16 protein-coding genes are annotated in these 14,189 nt (G+C 66.4%); 10 read left to right on the top strand and 6 right to left on the bottom strand.

What is annotated here, in order from left to right; all coding sequences use genetic code 11:
* Nucleotides 1-4: 4 nt before the first annotated feature.
* The 3 genes from ACWMMN_RS25500 to ACWMMN_RS25490 all read left to right on the top strand — a co-directional run bounded on the left by ACWMMN_RS25500 (nt 5) and on the right by ACWMMN_RS25490 (nt 3,470).
* Nucleotides 5-1,390 (top strand): OmpW/AlkL family protein, encoded by a 1,386-nt coding sequence (locus ACWMMN_RS25500; protein WP_486423289.1) that lies wholly within the window; start codon nt 5-7, stop codon nt 1,388-1,390.
* Between the two features lie 88 nt (nt 1,391-1,478).
* Entirely contained in the window at nt 1,479-2,429 is a 951-nt protein-coding gene (ppk2, locus tag ACWMMN_RS25495) for a polyphosphate kinase 2 (protein WP_059236982.1), read from the top strand.
* Nucleotides 2,430-2,828: 399 nt separating this feature from the next.
* Nucleotides 2,829-3,470 (top strand): hypothetical protein, encoded by a 642-nt coding sequence (locus tag ACWMMN_RS25490; protein ID WP_486423288.1) that lies wholly within the window; start codon nt 2,829-2,831, stop codon nt 3,468-3,470.
* Nucleotides 3,471-3,519: 49 nt separating this feature from the next.
* Here ACWMMN_RS25490 and ACWMMN_RS25485 read toward each other — a convergent pair whose 3' ends face one another.
* The 4 genes from ACWMMN_RS25485 to ACWMMN_RS25470 form a co-directional block, all read right to left on the bottom strand.
* The gene (locus ACWMMN_RS25485; protein ID WP_256086480.1) at nt 3,520-4,107 is read right to left on the bottom strand and encodes an IMPACT family protein; all 588 of its coding nucleotides are present in this window, start codon (nt 4,105-4,107) and stop codon (nt 3,520-3,522) included.
* Between the two features lie 195 nt (nt 4,108-4,302).
* A complete protein-coding gene (locus tag ACWMMN_RS25480) occupies nt 4,303-4,953 on the bottom strand; it encodes a DUF2625 family protein (RefSeq protein WP_486423287.1) in 651 nt (216 codons plus the stop codon).
* A gap of 75 nt (nt 4,954-5,028) precedes the next feature.
* Nucleotides 5,029-5,886 (bottom strand): LysR family transcriptional regulator, encoded by an 858-nt coding sequence (locus ACWMMN_RS25475; protein ID WP_059240746.1) that lies wholly within the window; start codon nt 5,884-5,886, stop codon nt 5,029-5,031.
* Nucleotides 5,883-6,017 carry a hypothetical protein gene (locus ACWMMN_RS25470; RefSeq protein ID WP_256086478.1) on the bottom strand — a complete coding sequence of 45 codons (135 nt, stop codon included), beginning with the start codon at nt 6,015-6,017 and terminating at the stop codon, nt 5,883-5,885. Before ACWMMN_RS25470 ends, ACWMMN_RS25475 begins: the two co-directional genes overlap by 4 nt.
* Here ACWMMN_RS25470 and ACWMMN_RS25465 point away from each other — a divergent pair.
* Both ACWMMN_RS25465 and ACWMMN_RS25460 read left to right on the top strand, forming a co-directional pair.
* Entirely contained in the window at nt 6,016-6,600 is a 585-nt protein-coding gene (locus tag ACWMMN_RS25465; protein WP_486423286.1) for a DUF4865 family protein, read from the top strand. The two genes, ACWMMN_RS25470 and ACWMMN_RS25465, sit on opposite strands and share 2 nt — an antisense overlap.
* Nucleotides 6,600-6,731 (top strand): hypothetical protein, encoded by a 132-nt coding sequence (locus ACWMMN_RS25460; RefSeq protein WP_486423285.1) that lies wholly within the window; start codon nt 6,600-6,602, stop codon nt 6,729-6,731. The genes ACWMMN_RS25465 and ACWMMN_RS25460 overlap by 1 nt, the downstream gene beginning before the upstream one ends.
* Before the next feature lie 76 nt (nt 6,732-6,807).
* Here ACWMMN_RS25460 and ACWMMN_RS25455 read toward each other — a convergent pair whose 3' ends face one another.
* Nucleotides 6,808-9,009, bottom strand: coding sequence for a glycoside hydrolase family 3 C-terminal domain-containing protein (locus tag ACWMMN_RS25455; RefSeq protein WP_059240745.1), 2,202 nt, complete (start codon nt 9,007-9,009; stop codon nt 6,808-6,810).
* Between the two features lie 460 nt (nt 9,010-9,469).
* Complete coding sequence (locus ACWMMN_RS25450; protein WP_404823505.1) at nt 9,470-10,648, bottom strand: polysaccharide biosynthesis/export family protein; 1,179 nt, start codon at nt 10,646-10,648, stop codon at nt 9,470-9,472.
* Here ACWMMN_RS25450 and ACWMMN_RS25445 point away from each other — a divergent pair.
* The 5 genes from ACWMMN_RS25445 (at nt 10,578) to gmhB (ending at nt 14,014) form a co-directional block, all read left to right on the top strand.
* A complete protein-coding gene (locus ACWMMN_RS25445) occupies nt 10,578-10,961 on the top strand; it encodes a hypothetical protein (protein ID WP_196486662.1) in 384 nt (127 codons plus the stop codon). The two genes, ACWMMN_RS25450 and ACWMMN_RS25445, sit on opposite strands and share 71 nt — an antisense overlap.
* Before the next feature lie 138 nt (nt 10,962-11,099).
* The gene (locus tag ACWMMN_RS25440; protein WP_059236976.1) at nt 11,100-12,146 is read left to right on the top strand and encodes a GHMP family kinase ATP-binding protein; all 1,047 of its coding nucleotides are present in this window, start codon (nt 11,100-11,102) and stop codon (nt 12,144-12,146) included.
* Nucleotides 12,143-12,724, top strand: coding sequence for a D-sedoheptulose-7-phosphate isomerase (locus ACWMMN_RS25435; RefSeq protein WP_059236974.1), 582 nt, complete (start codon nt 12,143-12,145; stop codon nt 12,722-12,724). The genes ACWMMN_RS25440 and ACWMMN_RS25435 overlap by 4 nt, the downstream gene beginning before the upstream one ends.
* Nucleotides 12,721-13,452: a sugar phosphate nucleotidyltransferase gene (locus ACWMMN_RS25430; protein ID WP_486423284.1), complete on the top strand. Its 732-nt coding sequence runs from the start codon at nt 12,721-12,723 to the stop codon at nt 13,450-13,452. Before ACWMMN_RS25435 ends, ACWMMN_RS25430 begins: the two co-directional genes overlap by 4 nt.
* Nucleotides 13,442-14,014 (top strand): D-glycero-beta-D-manno-heptose 1,7-bisphosphate 7-phosphatase, encoded by a 573-nt coding sequence (gmhB, locus tag ACWMMN_RS25425; protein WP_059236969.1) that lies wholly within the window; start codon nt 13,442-13,444, stop codon nt 14,012-14,014. Before ACWMMN_RS25430 ends, gmhB begins: the two co-directional genes overlap by 11 nt.
* Nucleotides 14,015-14,189 lie beyond the last annotated feature (175 nt).

The raw sequence follows: 14,189 nt of genomic DNA, 5'->3' as shown, positions 1-14,189 counted from the left end.
GCCGATGACGACTCGCGATACGACCCGCCGCCGCGCGCGGCCGGGCACCGTGCGCCCGCTGTCGCGCTGGCTCGGCGCGACGCTGTTCGCGTGCGCGGCCGCCGCGCACGGCGCGCCGCAGCCGGACGGCGACACGCAACCGCGCTGGCAGGCGGGCGCCGACGGGATCGGCTTCTGGCCGGGCGGCGATGCGGACGGGTTCGATGCGAGCGCGTGGGCAACCGATGCAGGGCCGGCGCGCGACGGTGCGTCCGTCGACGTGCCGCCGGCCGACCCCGTTCCGCTGACCGCCCGCAAGATCACGCTCGGGCAGCGAACCGGCGGAGCGGGGCGTGCGTGCGCGACAGCGCGCGACGATGGCGTGGACGGTATCGGCTTCGACGACAACGGTGCGCCCGGCGGCTGCGATCCGGCCGCGCCGCGCGATGCAGCGGCGGATGGCGCACCGGCCGGCGGCGTCGTCCACGCCGACCGGATGCCGTACGAGCTGCATCCGGTCGATCCGTCGCGGCTGCCCGATCTGCCGGCCGCGCAGGCACCGCCGTTGCTCGAGCAGCTGATGGGCGACGACCGCAACATGGTCGGCCTTGGCTGGCACTTCATCGCGACGACTGGCCGGTCGACGCCCGTGACGACGCATACCGACGCGCTCGGGCTGAACAGCTTCCAGAACGCGGGGTCGAGCCTGTCGCTCAGCAACTCGAACACGCTGGCGTTCACGTTCACTCACTTTTTCTCGGAGAACTGGGCGGCCGAACTCGGTGGCGGCATTCCGCCGGTGCTGACGCTGCGCGGACACGGCAGCATCGCGCTGCCGCTCGATCGCATTTTTGCCGGCGTCCAGGGGCGCTTTCCGCTGATCGACCTCGCGAACACGCAAAGCAACCCGCTCGCGACCACGCGCGCATGGCTCGGGTCCGTCGTGTTCAAGTACTACCTCGGCGAGCGCGACGATCGTTTTCGCCCATTTGCGGGCATCGGCATCAGCTATACACGCTTCACGAACACGAACCTGAACCCCGTGTTCCAGCGCAAGCTGGCATCGCTCGGCGGGCTGCTCGCGGCGGGCGGGGACATCGGCAGCCTGCAGTCGCTGCTGCTCGACCCGGCGCTGTTCCAGCGGATCTGGGACGCGGGCGGCGACCTGCTGCTGTCGGGGCGGACCAACGTGTCGGCGAAGGTGAAGAGCGTGTGGGAGCCGGTGTTCACCGTCGGCGCGAGCTACCAGATCACGCGCCAGCTCTGGGTCACCGGAATGGTCACCTACATCCCGCTGCGCACGAAGATCACGCTCGACATCAGCCAGCCGAACCGGACACTCGCATCGAACACGTTCGACATTTCGGCGAACCCGGTGCTGGCCAGCGTGCTGCTGAACTTCCGCTTCTGACGGGGGTGGCCGCCCATTTTCATGAATTTGACGCGCGACACTGGGATAATGGCCGAGTTTGGCTGCGTCAATGATGGAAGGAGGCCCCATGGGCGACAACGATACCCGCACCGAGACCGACGACCGCGCCGACATGGCGTCGATGGAGTCGCGCCAGCGCCGCTTCGAGGAAGATCTCGTCGACGCCTACGACGAAGAACTCGAGATGGAGCTTGACGACCGCCGCTTCGACGAGGGCGACGACCTGCTGTTTTCGCAAGAGCGTCGCGAGGCGCGCAAGGAATATTTCCGCGAACTGTTCCGGCTGCAAGGCGAGCTCGTGAAGCTGCAGGACTGGGTCGTGAGCACGGGTCACCGGCTCGTCGTCATTTTCGAAGGGCGCGATGCGGCCGGCAAGGGCGGCGCGATCAAGCGCATCACGCAGCGCCTGAACCCGCGGGTGTGCCGCGTCGCGGCGCTGCCCGCACCGAGCAACCGCGAGCGCACGCAATGGTATTTCCAGCGCTACGTCGCACATCTGCCGGCCGGCGGCGAGATCGTGCTGTTCGACCGCAGCTGGTACAACCGTGCGGGCGTCGAGCGCGTGATGAATTTCTGTACCGACGACGAGTACGAGGAGTTCTTCCGGTCGGTGCCCGAGTTCGAGAAGATGCTCGTGCGCAGCGGGATCCAGATCGTCAAGTACTGGTTCTCGATCACCGATCATGAGCAGGAGCTGCGCTTCCAGAGCCGGATCGAGGATCCGCTGAAGCAGTGGAAGCTGAGCCCGATGGACCTCGAAAGCCGTCGCCGTTGGGAGGCTTATACGGCCGCGAAGGAAGAGATGCTGCAGCGCACGCATATTCCCGAGGCGCCGTGGTGGGTCGTGCAGGCCGTCGACAAGAAGCGCGCGCGGCTGAACTGCATCCACCACCTGCTGGGCCAGGTGCCGTATCACGAGGTGTCGCACCCGCCGATCGACCTGCCGCCGCGTGAACATCACGAGGATTACATCCGCCGGCCGGTGCCGGACAACATGATCGTGCCGGATACTTACTGACCGGTTCGCCCCGGCCGGGTTTGATGTGAAGAAGCGCGCCGCGTCATGCGGCGCGCTTTTTTTGCGTCTTCGCCGGGCGCGGGCGATTCGCCTTGACGGGTTTTACAGTCTTTCGCGAGGTCGGATTGACAGCTTCGAAAGCGTGCCGTAATGTGCGCGTCGATGAGCGTCGTCGATGTCGAAACGGGCAGTCCGGACGCGCTGAAGAATATGATCGCACCGGGAAATCCATGCGGTCGCGAGAACCTGAGAGCCTGCATAAAAAGTGAATGAACCGGAGCGTGTCCGCATGGCCGCGGCGCGGTTGCAGCGTGTCGACGCTAGCGATCGCAGCGGCGATCCCCATGAAGAAGCGCCTGCCTGCGCGATTGCGCAAGGCAACGCGAACGGGATTGCCCGATGAACCCGGCACGCAGACGTTTCGTCGTCGCAGGCGCTATTGCGGTCGGCGCGCTTTCCGTCGGCGCCTGCGCGCCGCACATGACCAAGGATCTGTTCTCGGATCATCCGTACACCGAGCAGATCGAGACCTTCGCGATGACCGGTGATCGGTCGAAGCTCGTCGTTATCGGGCAGACGCGTCACTACATCTTCGATATTCCGCCGAATCTGGCGAACATCCTCGAATCTCCCGTTCGCGAGTACCTGACGGCCCGGTTCTGGACCTTCACCGTCGATGCCGGCGCGGTATCCGGATCGTTCACGTTATCGCTCAGGAAAGACGCACCGGACGACATCCGACGTCGCGCTGCGGAACTGGGATTTGCCCGCTCGGGTCAGTTGCTGACGCTGGACGAGGAGATTGCCGGAAAGGTGTTCAATGCGGGCAACGACAACGTCGCCGCGCATGTCCAGCGTTTCAACCGGCCGTACAGCATCCAGGTCCGGCAGCGGCTGAGTGCAGGGCAGAAGATCGCGTTGCTGCCGTTGACGCCGCTGACCCTTGCAGCCGATGGCGTGGTCGTGATCGGCCAGGTGCCGTTGATCATCCTGATTGCGCCGTTTCTTGCATTCTCGGGGCCGTGGCCGGCTTTCCGTTGAAGTCTCCGGATGGGCGGTCGCACCCGCGCGGGCCTGCCGTCGCAATGACTTAAAGGTCCGGAAACCCTGAGCGCCCCTGCGTCAGATCGAACAGTTCGGTTTTTGCATCGGCCTGGGCGGTTTCCGGCAGCTTGATCACGAGCTTCACCGTCATGCCGTACGCGCTGTCGACCAGTTCATACCCGGCCTGTTCGATCCAGCGGCGCACGCGCGCTTCTTCCGGGTAGCCGATCTCGATCGCGAGGCGTGCGTAGCGAATGCGTTCGACGCGCTCGGCATCGAGCAGCGCCGATGCGATCGCATCCGTGTACGCGCGCACCAGCCCGCCCGCACCGAGCTTCACGCCGCCGTAGTAACGCACGACCGCGCCGAGCACGCCGTCGAGATCGTGATGGCGCAGCACTTCGAGAATCGGCCGGCCCGCGGTGCCCGACGGCTCGCCGTCGTCCGACATGCCCGACTGGCCGCCCGCCAGCAGCGCCCAGCACACGTGAGTGGCCGCCGGATGCTCGTCGCGCAGGCGTTGCAGCACCTGCATGGCGGCGTCGCGGTCGTCGACGGGAAGCGCATACGCGATGAAGCGGCTCTTGCGGATCTCGAGTTCGCTGATGTAGGTGGTGGCGAGCGAGTAACTCATGCGCCGCAAGATGAAAAGTACAAGGAAATCAACGCGATGACGGCTTTGATGTTGACCCGGGCAGGCATGGCTGGCCGGCACGGGCGGGTGACATGAACGGGGAATTTTACCGTGGCGCGCATCGAAGCAGGTCGACGAGGTCAAAACGCGACCCGGCGGCGGCATCGCGCTGGATCCCGGCGCCCGGATACCCGATCACGGTTGCCCTGATGCCACGGGACCGGCGCCGATCTGGAGCGCGTACACCTCGGAAACGTCGACCGCCCGACGGCTGCTGTGCTCGACCGAGCCTTCTTTCGTCCACAAGAACGGATAGAAGCTGAAGCATTGGTCCGTCGTCAGGCCCTGAACATCGGCTTGCCAGCCGGGCCAGCGCATGCTCGCGTAGAAGTCGTGCAGCCTGTCGCCGAGGGACCATCGCACGAAGTCGCCGTAGCCGATCTCAAGGGGCTCCCATCCCCGCGTGTCCGGTGCAAAGTAGTACACCGAACCCGTGTCCTCCCCGAGTGCGCCCCCGTTCAGCGCGAAGAATCCGCCGACGGCATCGTCCGCGACCAGCAGAAAACCGGAAGACCGTCCGTCATTCCAGCCGACGATGTCCCTGCGCATCTTGTGATGGCCCGAGCCGAGCAGACGGAGGTAGCCGCCGTCCACGAGCACGCCGCCCGTCGAATAGGCGATGGTCCCCAGGGGCGAGCGCGTGGTGACCTGAAGGGCGGAGAGAATCTCGCCGTTCCGATCCGAGGGCGGCAATATTTCGCAACGATGGCCCGCTGCCGCCGCCCACTCGAGCAGTGACGGCAGAGCGGACTCGCGTTCGTCGACCAGTTCTTCCAGCGGACGCATGTTTGTTCTCTCCGAGAGGGGCGGTTCGGAATCGGCCAGGCGTGAGCGATACGACCAGCACCCACGCGTGCGACCTCAACGCGTGCCGACCGATGACCTGAGCGCCGCGCCCAGCGTGCGCAATGCCTGCCGTGCGCGTGCATCGGTCAGGTTCGAATGAAGCACCACGTCGCGCGTCGGCAACGGCGGCAACCCGTATCGCGCACCGACGTCGACCGTGCCGGCGGGCGCCACGCGATGCCCGAGCGCCGCGACGGCCAGCCCCGCGGATACCGCCGCGCCGATCGTCGCCACGCCGCCGCCGACGAAGACTTCCGTCCACGCGACCCCGGCTTCGTCCAGCGCGCCGACCGCCATGCGGCGCACGCTGCACGGCTCGGCTTGCGTGGCTAGCCGCAACGGCTGCGGCGGATGGTACTCGAAATCGGCCGCGGCCATCCAGCCGAACGACTCCGACAGGAGGGTTTCGCCGTCGAGCCGCCGGCTGTCGTGTTGCAGCGCGACGGCCGCGTCGAGCTGCCCGCGATCGAACGCATCGAGCACGTCGCGCGACGCGGCGACGCGGATCTCGAGCACGAGCGTCGGCTCCGCCTCGCTCATGCGCCGCAGCAGCATCGGGAGATCGGCGCCGACGACATGGTGGCTGACGCCGATCACCAGCCGCCGCTGGCCGGTGCCGAACGCGCCGACCGCACCATGGTGAGCCGCCACCAGTTCGCGCGCCGGTTCCAGGAACGCGGTGCCGTCGGCCGACAGGCGGACCTGCCGTGGCGTGCGCTCCAGCAGGCGGCGGCCGAGCCCGTCTTCCAGCCGCTTGATCTTCAGGCTCACCGCGGACTGCGTCGTGTCCATCGCTTCCGCGGCCCGCGTGAAGCTCTTGAGGTCGGCGGTCAGCACGAACGCCTGCACGGCTTCGATGTCGAGTGTTTTCATCGCACACGCACCCATTTCAAAATCGAATCATTGAAATATTCTGCCATCGTCTTTTCAAATGATTCAAGGTCTTCTACGCTGTTTCCAGGCTGTCCCGAATTCCCGCCTTTCTTTTGCCAGGAGCCGATCATGCTGACCGCGTACTACGTGCACCGCCTGCCGGTGGATTACGACCTCGAGATCATCCGCCAGCGCGTGCGCGAGCGCGGCAGGCTGTGGGACGACACGCCGGACCTGCTGTTCAAGGGATTCCTGCTGCGCGAGGCCGGCCGCTACGGCGCGACGGAAAACGGCTATGCGTCGTTCTATCTGTGGCGTAACGAGCAGGCGTTCGCCGGTTTCGTGACCGACGGCCGCTATCGGGTCGTGACGGACAGCTTCGGCCGCGCGCCGATCGACACCCAGGTTGCGCTCGATGCGCGCAAGGGCAGTGCGTCGACGGGACGGTTCGCGCGCCTGGAAACCATCGAGATTCCGGCGGATGCCGACCTCGATGCGACGCTTGCGCGGGAGGTTGCGCGCAATCGCGACGTGGCGGCACGGCGGGGTGTGGTTGCGGCGGCCGTCAGTCTCGACCCGCTGCGCTGGCGGCTGACGCGTGCCGTCGTCACGGAACACGAACCGGACGACGACGGCGGCGGCGCGGGCACGGTGTACCAGGTCCTGCATCTGGCGAGGCCGCTGCTCGATACGCTGGACGCGGGCGGCGCGTGATGGCCGGCGTCGCCTCCCGATTGCCGGCCGGCCTGGTGGTTGCCGCGCATCTGGCGGGTGTGGTGGCGGGAATCGCCGCGATTGCGGCGCTCGCGACGATGCTGGCACTGCTGGCACTGCTGGTCCGCTAGACGCGATTCGCGGATCGGCCAGCGCGGGGGACGCCGGGCATGCGATGCCCGGCGTCCCCCGTCGATTCATCGGCGATCAATGGCCTTGAAGGCGGATATCGCGCGACGAAGCACCGACATACACGGTTCCGCCCGGCACGACTCGCCAGCCGTTACGCGACGTCTCCCACACGCTCTGCATCCGCGGCGATACGGTCACGCGCACGCGCCGCGCTTCGCCCGGATTCAGCCGGATCTTCTCCCAGCCGACCAGCCGCTTCGGCGGTTCGTCCTTGTACGGCACGCCGAGATAGACCTGCGGCGTTTCCGCGCCGGTGACGCGCCCGTCGTTGCGCACGGTGAACGCGACGCTCAGCGAACCGTCCCATTGCTTCGACACCGACAGCCCGGAATACGCGAAGTGCGTATAGGACAGCCCGTAGCCGAATTCGAACATCGGCTTGATGTTGCGCGCGTCATACCAGCGATAGCCCATGTTCAGCTTTTCCGCGTAGACGGGATCGTTGTCGAACGCGCCGTTCTGCCCCCAGGTCGGCGAATCCTGATCGCGCGCGGGGAACGTGACGGGCAGCTTGCCTGACGGATTGACCGCGCCGAACAGCACGTTCGCGATCGCCTTGCCGCCGGCTTCGCCCGGATACCACGCCTCGACGATGGCAGACACGTTGTCCTTCCACGGCATCAGCACCGGATTGCCGCTCTGGACGACGACGATCGTATGCGGATTCGCACGCGCGACGGCTTCGACGAGCGCGTCCTGGTTCGACGGGTTCGCGAGGCTCAGGCTCTGCAGATCGCCGAAATCCTCGCCGGCCGGCTGCGCGACCACGACGATCGCGACATCCGAGCGGCCGGCGAGCGCTGCGGCCTGGTCGATTTCCTGCTGCGTGTACGCGCGGAACGGCGACTGCTGGTCGCTGTTGCCCGCGTACGTGACCTGCGCGGCCGGCGCAAGCGCACGGATGGCCGCGACGATCGGCACGTCGACCTTGAGCCACGGATTGCGCCACCAGCTGCAGCCGGTCGACGACCCGAACGTCAGGCCGCCGCAGCCTGCAAACGACCCCGATACGGGATCGCGCGTGTTGCCCGAGCCGCCGCCGGACAGAACGGCCGCATCCGCATGACCGCCGATCACGGCAATACGCGACAGCGCCGACGCGGCCAGCGGCAACTGGTTGCCGTCGTTCTTCAGCAGCACGATCGACTGCTCGGAGGCCGCCTGCGCGAACCGGTTCGCGGCCGCGAAATCGATCGTGCCGCCGCCCTTGGCCGGATCGTCCATCACGCCGACGCGGATCATCACGGCGAGCTTGCGGCGCACCATGTCGTCGAGGCGCGCGGTCGATACCGAGCCGTTCGCGATCGCCTGCTTGACGGCCGCCGGCGTCAGATACACGGTCGAGCCGACGTCTTCTTCCTCGTCGAGCCCGGCGTTGATCGCGGCGGCGGTGCTGTGCGTGGCGCCCCAGTCGGACTGGACCTGGCCCTGGAAGCCCCATTCGTTCTTCAGCACGTCGTTCAGCAGGTGATTGTTTTCGCACGCATACGCGCCGTTCAGGCGGTTGTAGCTGCACATCACGCTGCCGGGCCGCCCGCGCTTCGCAGCGATCTCGAACGGCAGCAGGTAAAGCTCGCGCAGCGTGCGTTCGTCGATCTGCGTGTTGCCGCCCATCCGGCCGTGCTCCTGCTCGTTGCCGGCGTAGTGCTTGATCGTCGCGATGACTTTCTGCCGCTGCGTGGCGAGCGTGCGTTCGGCGAGCAGGTCGCCGGCGAGCAGCGGATCTTCGCCGAGATACTCGAACAGGCGGCCGCCGCGCGGCTCGCGCGCGAGGTTGGTGCCGCCGCCGAGGCCCATGCCGAAGCCTTGCGCGCGCAACTGGATCGCGACCTGCTTGCCGTAGTCGTACGACAGCCGGCGATCCCAGCTCGCGGCGACGGCGATCGTCGCCGGGAACGTCGTGCTGGCTTGCGACGTGCTGCCGGAGCCGGTCGACGAATCGGCCATGTTGAGATCGGGAATGCCGAGCCGCGGCACGCCTTGGATATAGCCGGCGCCGCCACCCGGCACCTTGGACATTTCGTATTGCGAATGAATAAACTGGAGCTTCTCGTCGAGCGTCATCTTGCGCACGAGCAGGTCGGCGCGCCGTTGCGCGGCGGCCGACGCGAATGCGTCGGTGGCGTCGCCCGGTGAGTTGAAACCGGCGTCGCCGGCGTAGGCGGTGGTGCAGAGGGTCGCTGCCAGCACGACGGCCGGCCAGAGTTTGTCCCGCATGTTGCTCTCCATGATCGTATTGCCGGTTGTTCGAATGATGTCTGGAGCTGCGCTCGTCCGATGGATTCGCACCGGACGCATTCGGCTGGCGATGCAGGGTGGTTGCGCGTCGGCATGCCAGGCCAGGCGGGGAATCGTTACGGCCGGTTGGGCCCGACCGGGCATCGAGGACGGCGACGCGGACCGTCCGACACTGCCGAATCGGATGTAGCGATTCTCTGCAGCGACCAATCGTACGAATGTAGTTTGACTACAGCATCGGTGTTTCTACCGATACGTACGATCTTTTTTCGACGCGGTGGCGCGGCAGGGTGGAAAGGCGGTCATCGTTCCCGATGGCGCGGGGGCGGCCGGGTAAGAAGTACCTGGGGGTGCGCGTTTTTGCGGGGAAGCCGATCGAGGCGGGCGACCCGGTTCGTTGCGTGCGCATCGAACCGGGCCGGTTGAAACACGCGGCGGCTTACTTCGTCACGAGCGCGCCGGTCAACCCGGCGCTGATCGCCGGCAGCAGCAGGTTCAGCACGCGGCTCGCACGGACGAGCCCGGTGTTGTCGACATAGACGACGTCCTTCGACGCAAGCGGAAACTGGTTCGCGAGCAGCATCGATACCGGCGACTGCATGTCGAGGTGATAGATGACGGGCGCGCTGTCGGCGGCCTTGCGCAGCACGAACACCTGCTTGGCATTCGAGGTCTGCTGGTTGAGCTGGCCGGCCTGCGTGAGCGCTTCGCTCAGCGTGAGCGAACCGTCGCGCAGCGGCGCGACGGCTTGCGGCCTGACCACTTCGCCCATCACGTACACGGGATTGTCGTCGCGTGCGCTCACATGCAGCATGTCGCCGGGTTTCAGCATGATGTCCGCCGGGTTCTTCCCCGTCTTCATCATCTGCGCGACGTTCAGCGGATAGATCGTGCCGTTGCGGGTGATCGTGACGCGGCTCTGATCCGCGGTCGGCGCGAATCCGCCGGCGCGGCTCACGGCTTCGATCAGCGTCATCGGAATGTCGTTGATCGCCTGCGCGCCCGGGTTGCGCACTTCGCCGTCGATGTAGACCTGCGTCGCACGGAACGACGCGACCCGCACCGTGACCTGCGGCTTGACGAATACCTTGGCGAGTTCGGTCCCGACCTCGTGCTGGATCTGCGCGACGGTTTTCCCGGCTGCGCGGATCGGCCGCGGGACGTATGGAAACTGCACGTTGCCGTTGCCGTCGACGACGAAGCCCGGCGCGGCGTCCGCGGCTTTCGTGTTCTGCACGGGTTGCCCGGCGGCCGTCGCGAATTCCGGGTGATCCCACACGGTGATCTGCAGCACGTCGCCGGCGCCGAGCCGGTACATGTCCGACTTCGCGGACAGGTTCGGCGGGATGGACGCGGCAGGCGCGCGCTTCTGCTCGGCGCGGATCTGCTCGATCTGCGTCAGGTCGATCTGCCTGACCGGCACCTGCATGTCGCTCGTCACGTCGCCGTTGTCGGCGGTCGTGACCGGCAGTGCGGTCGAACTCATGTGCTGCCCCGGCACCACCGTGCATGCGGAAAGCATCGCGACGGTCGCGAAGGAGAGCGCCATGCACATGCCGCGCATGGCAGTGCGAGTGTGGCCCGGCGCCACGGAATCGAACGGTAGAGCGTTTGTCATTTTTGTGTCCAGCATCGATGAATCGATTGATACGGTATCCGGATCGAATGCGGGCCGGTCATTGCGTGCCCGCTTCGTTCCGCACATCGTGATGACGCTTCCTGGCGGCATTCCGGCACCGATCGACCGGCGCGTGTTCCACCGCGGCATCGCTCCGGAAAGCGATTGTCAAAAATTGGCAATGACGGAAGGGCGTCGTCGTGCGCGGCCGGTGACGTATCGGCGATGTCCCCGCCGGTTCGCACGTCGCCGTGCCGACCGCGAACAGAGCGTAACGCAGGTTGGGCGCTTCGATTTCGCGGCGGCGGCTTAATGTAAGCCATCGCACGCAGCGTCCCGGACATCTATCGCATAGTGGCGCCAACGAACATGGCCGTGCATTCCCGGCGGAATGTGCGGGGGCGGGAACGGCATCGTGCCGGCGTCCGGCTCATTGTCTGCGAGAGATTTCATGACACGCTTCATTGCCCGTTCGAGGGCGCCTTTGCGGTTGGGGCTGGGCGGCGGCGGAACCGACGTGCCGCCTTATTCGGACCGGTTCGGCGGTCTGGCGCTCAATGTGACGATCGAGAAGTTTGCGTACGCGTCGATCGCGCCGCGCGACGACGCGAAGGTCGAACTGGTGGCGGCCGATACGGATACCCGATGGATCGGCCCCGTGTCGCCGGTGCTCGAGGTGCAGAACGGGCTCGGGCTGCATGTCGGCGTCTACAACCGGATCGTCCGCGACTTTCACGGCGGTCACCCGCTGGCCGTCACGATCACGACGTGTTCCGAAGCGCCGCCGGGTTCCGGGCTCGGATCGTCGTCGACGATCGTCGTCGCGCTGGTCAGGGCCTTCTGCGAGCTGCTGTCGCTGCCGCTCGGCGAATACGACATCGCGCATCTCGCACACGACATCGAGCGCGAGGATCTGGGGCTTGCCGGCGGCAAGCAGGATCAGTATGCGGCGACGTTCGGCGGGCTGAACTTCATGGAGTTCTACGGCGATCGCGTGATCGTCAATCCGCTGCGGATCAAGCAGGAAATCAAGGCCGAGATGGAGGCGTCGCTCGTGCTGTATTACACCGGCGTATCGCGCGAGTCGGCCAACATCATCAAGGAACAGAGCAGCAACGTGACGGAAGGCGTGGTCGATTCGCTGGCCGCGCTGCACGAAGTGAAGGACGAGGCCGTGCGCATGAAGGAAGCCGTGTTGCGCGCCGACTTCGACGCGTTCGCCGCGTCGATGCGCGACGCGTGGGAATCGAAGAAGCGCATGGCGAAGAACATCTCGAACGCGATGATCGACGATCTGTACCGGGTCGCGGTGCGGGCCGGCGCGAAGGCCGGCAAGGTATCCGGCGCGGGCGGCGGCGGCTTCATGATGTTCTTCGTCGATCCGGTCGAACGGCCGGCCGTGATGCGTGCGCTCGATGCATACAACGGGATCAATGGCCAGGTGCTGAACTGTACGTTCACGGACATCGGCGCCCAGTCGTGGAGAAAGAATCAATGACGATCGGAGTAGAGAGCGAAATTCGCCAGACGCTGTCGGTCCTGACGGCGCTCGTATCCGACCGCGAGCAACTGGCGCGCATCGAGCAGGTGGCCGAGCGCGTGACGGAGGCGCTGCGCACGGGCAACAAGATCCTGCTCGCGGGCAACGGCGGCAGCGCGGCGGACGCGCAGCACATCGCCGGCGAATTCGTCAGCCGTTTCAACTTCGACCGGCCGGGTCTCGCCGCCTTTGCGCTGACCGTGGACAGCTCGGTCATGACGGCGATCGGCAACGACTACGGCTACGAGAAACTGTTCGAGCGCCAGATTCAGGCGACCGGGCGCCCCGGCGACATCTTCTGGGCGTATTCGACGTCCGGGCGTTCGCCGAACATTCTCCGTGCGCTGGAAGTGGCCAGGACGGCCGGCATGTTGTCGGTCGGGTTCACCGGCAACGGGCCGGGCGCCGCCGAGATGCGCGGGCGTGCCGACATCTGCATCGAGATTCCGTCCGCATCGACCCCGAAGATCCAGGAAGGGCACCTCGTGTGCGGCCACATCATCTGCGGCATCGTCGAAGAGCGGATCTTTGCATGAGCGCGATGCTGCCTTGCCTGATCCTCGCCGGCGGCCTCGGCACGCGGCTGCGCCCGGTGCTGGGCGACGCGTTGCCGAAGGCGCTCGCGTCGATCGACGGCGAGCCGTTCCTGTGCTGGATGCTGAGAGCGCTCCTGCAGCAGGGGGTCGCCGAGGTGGTGCTGTCGCTCGGCTACGGCAGCGGCCCGATCAAGGCGCTCGTGGCGTCGCGCGACTTCGGCATCGCGATTTCCGTGATCGAGGAGGACGAGCCGCTCGGTACCGGCGGTGCGATCGTTCACGCGCTGAAGGCATACGGCGCGAACGACATGATCGTGATGAACGGCGACACGTTGTCGAATCTGGATCTGCGCGCGTTGTCGGCGTTCTATCGCGCGACATGCCCCGATCTGGTCGTCGCGGCAACCCGGGTCGACGATGCGTCGCGCTACGGCACGCTCGATTTCGACGCGACGTCGCGCAGGCTGTCGGCATTCCGGGAGAAGCGCCCGGCGCAGGGCTACATCAATGCGGGCACGTATGTCGTCAACGCGCGCAAGCTGCTCGGTTTCGCGCTGCCGGCGACATTTTCGTTCGAGCAGGATTTCCTGGGCGAACGGGTCGAGGCGCTCGACATCCGTGTGTTCCCGGAAGTCACCGAGTTTATCGACATCGGCGTACCGGCGGACTACCGGCGTGCGCAGACTGTCATTCCGCTCATGCTGGAGACGCGAACCAGTGAAGCGTAAAGCCCTGTTCCTGGATCGCGACGGCGTGATCAATGTCGACTACGGCTACGTCCACCGCCAGCAGGACTGCGTATTCGTCGACGGCATCTTCGATCTCGTGCGGCTGGCGAATGCGACCGGTCACCAGGTGGTCGTCGTGACGAATCAGGCCGGAATCGGCCGCGGCTATTTTTCGGAATCGCAGTTCGTCGCGTTCATGGACTGGATGCGCCGCAGGTTCGACGAGCGCGGCGCGAGAATCGACCGCGTCTATTTCTGCCCGCATCACCCGGTGGCCGGGATGGGCCGCTACCGGCAGGCGTGCGCATGCCGCAAACCGCAGCCCGGGATGCTGCACGACGCGCGGCGCGACCTCGGCCTCGACCTGTCCGCGTCGATCCTGGTCGGCGACAAGCGGTCCGATCTCGATGCCGGCGCGCGCGCCGGCGTCGGGCGTCGCTTCCTGTTCGTGGGCGACCGGGCCGGCGATGCGGATGCCGATCCGTCTGCCGAGGTCGTTGCACGGCTGGCGGATATCGGCGCGGCGCTGCAAGGCAGGGGAATTGCCGCCATGCGTGCGTAGCCGGCGGCGGCATCGACGGCTGCAGGCCGGAATGAATCGTACGACGCCTTCGAAACGAACCGCCGGCCGTGGCGCCGGCCGGGCGGAAACGCGCGGGGAATCCCAATTCCCGGCGCAGCGGTTTCCCGAGCGGCACTGAAGGGCTTCCAGCCGGATTTTCAATGAAATGAATGTG

It is taken from the genome of Burkholderia cepacia complex sp. TUM26381 (assembly GCF_057439935.1).
Note: the sequence above shows the minus strand (reverse complement) of the source record. Positions and strands in the feature narration are given on the sequence as shown.

Coding starts and splice junctions, on each gene's coding strand:
- ACWMMN_RS25460 (WP_486423285.1), top strand. CDS start 6,600: ATGGCCGGCGTCGCCTCCCGATTGCCGGCCGGCCTGGTGGTTGCCGCG.
- ACWMMN_RS25490 (WP_486423288.1), top strand. CDS start 2,829: ATGAACCCGGCACGCAGACGTTTCGTCGTCGCAGGCGCTATTGCGGTC.
- ppk2 (WP_059236982.1), top strand. CDS start 1,479: ATGGGCGACAACGATACCCGCACCGAGACCGACGACCGCGCCGACATG.
- ACWMMN_RS25465 (WP_486423286.1), top strand. CDS start 6,016: ATGCTGACCGCGTACTACGTGCACCGCCTGCCGGTGGATTACGACCTC.
- ACWMMN_RS25475 (WP_059240746.1), bottom strand. CDS start 5,886: ATGAAAACACTCGACATCGAAGCCGTGCAGGCGTTCGTGCTGACCGCC.
- ACWMMN_RS25445 (WP_196486662.1), top strand. CDS start 10,578: ATGCACATGCCGCGCATGGCAGTGCGAGTGTGGCCCGGCGCCACGGAA.
- ACWMMN_RS25500 (WP_486423289.1), top strand. CDS start 5: ATGACGACTCGCGATACGACCCGCCGCCGCGCGCGGCCGGGCACCGTG.
- ACWMMN_RS25435 (WP_059236974.1), top strand. CDS start 12,143: ATGACGATCGGAGTAGAGAGCGAAATTCGCCAGACGCTGTCGGTCCTG.
- ACWMMN_RS25430 (WP_486423284.1), top strand. CDS start 12,721: ATGAGCGCGATGCTGCCTTGCCTGATCCTCGCCGGCGGCCTCGGCACG.
- ACWMMN_RS25450 (WP_404823505.1), bottom strand. CDS start 10,648: ATGACAAACGCTCTACCGTTCGATTCCGTGGCGCCGGGCCACACTCGC.
- ACWMMN_RS25485 (WP_256086480.1), bottom strand. CDS start 4,107: ATGAGTTACTCGCTCGCCACCACCTACATCAGCGAACTCGAGATCCGC.
- ACWMMN_RS25440 (WP_059236976.1), top strand. CDS start 11,100: ATGACACGCTTCATTGCCCGTTCGAGGGCGCCTTTGCGGTTGGGGCTG.
- ACWMMN_RS25480 (WP_486423287.1), bottom strand. CDS start 4,953: ATGCGTCCGCTGGAAGAACTGGTCGACGAACGCGAGTCCGCTCTGCCG.
- ACWMMN_RS25455 (WP_059240745.1), bottom strand. CDS start 9,009: ATGCGGGACAAACTCTGGCCGGCCGTCGTGCTGGCAGCGACCCTCTGC.
- ACWMMN_RS25470 (WP_256086478.1), bottom strand. CDS start 6,017: ATGATCGGCTCCTGGCAAAAGAAAGGCGGGAATTCGGGACAGCCTGGA.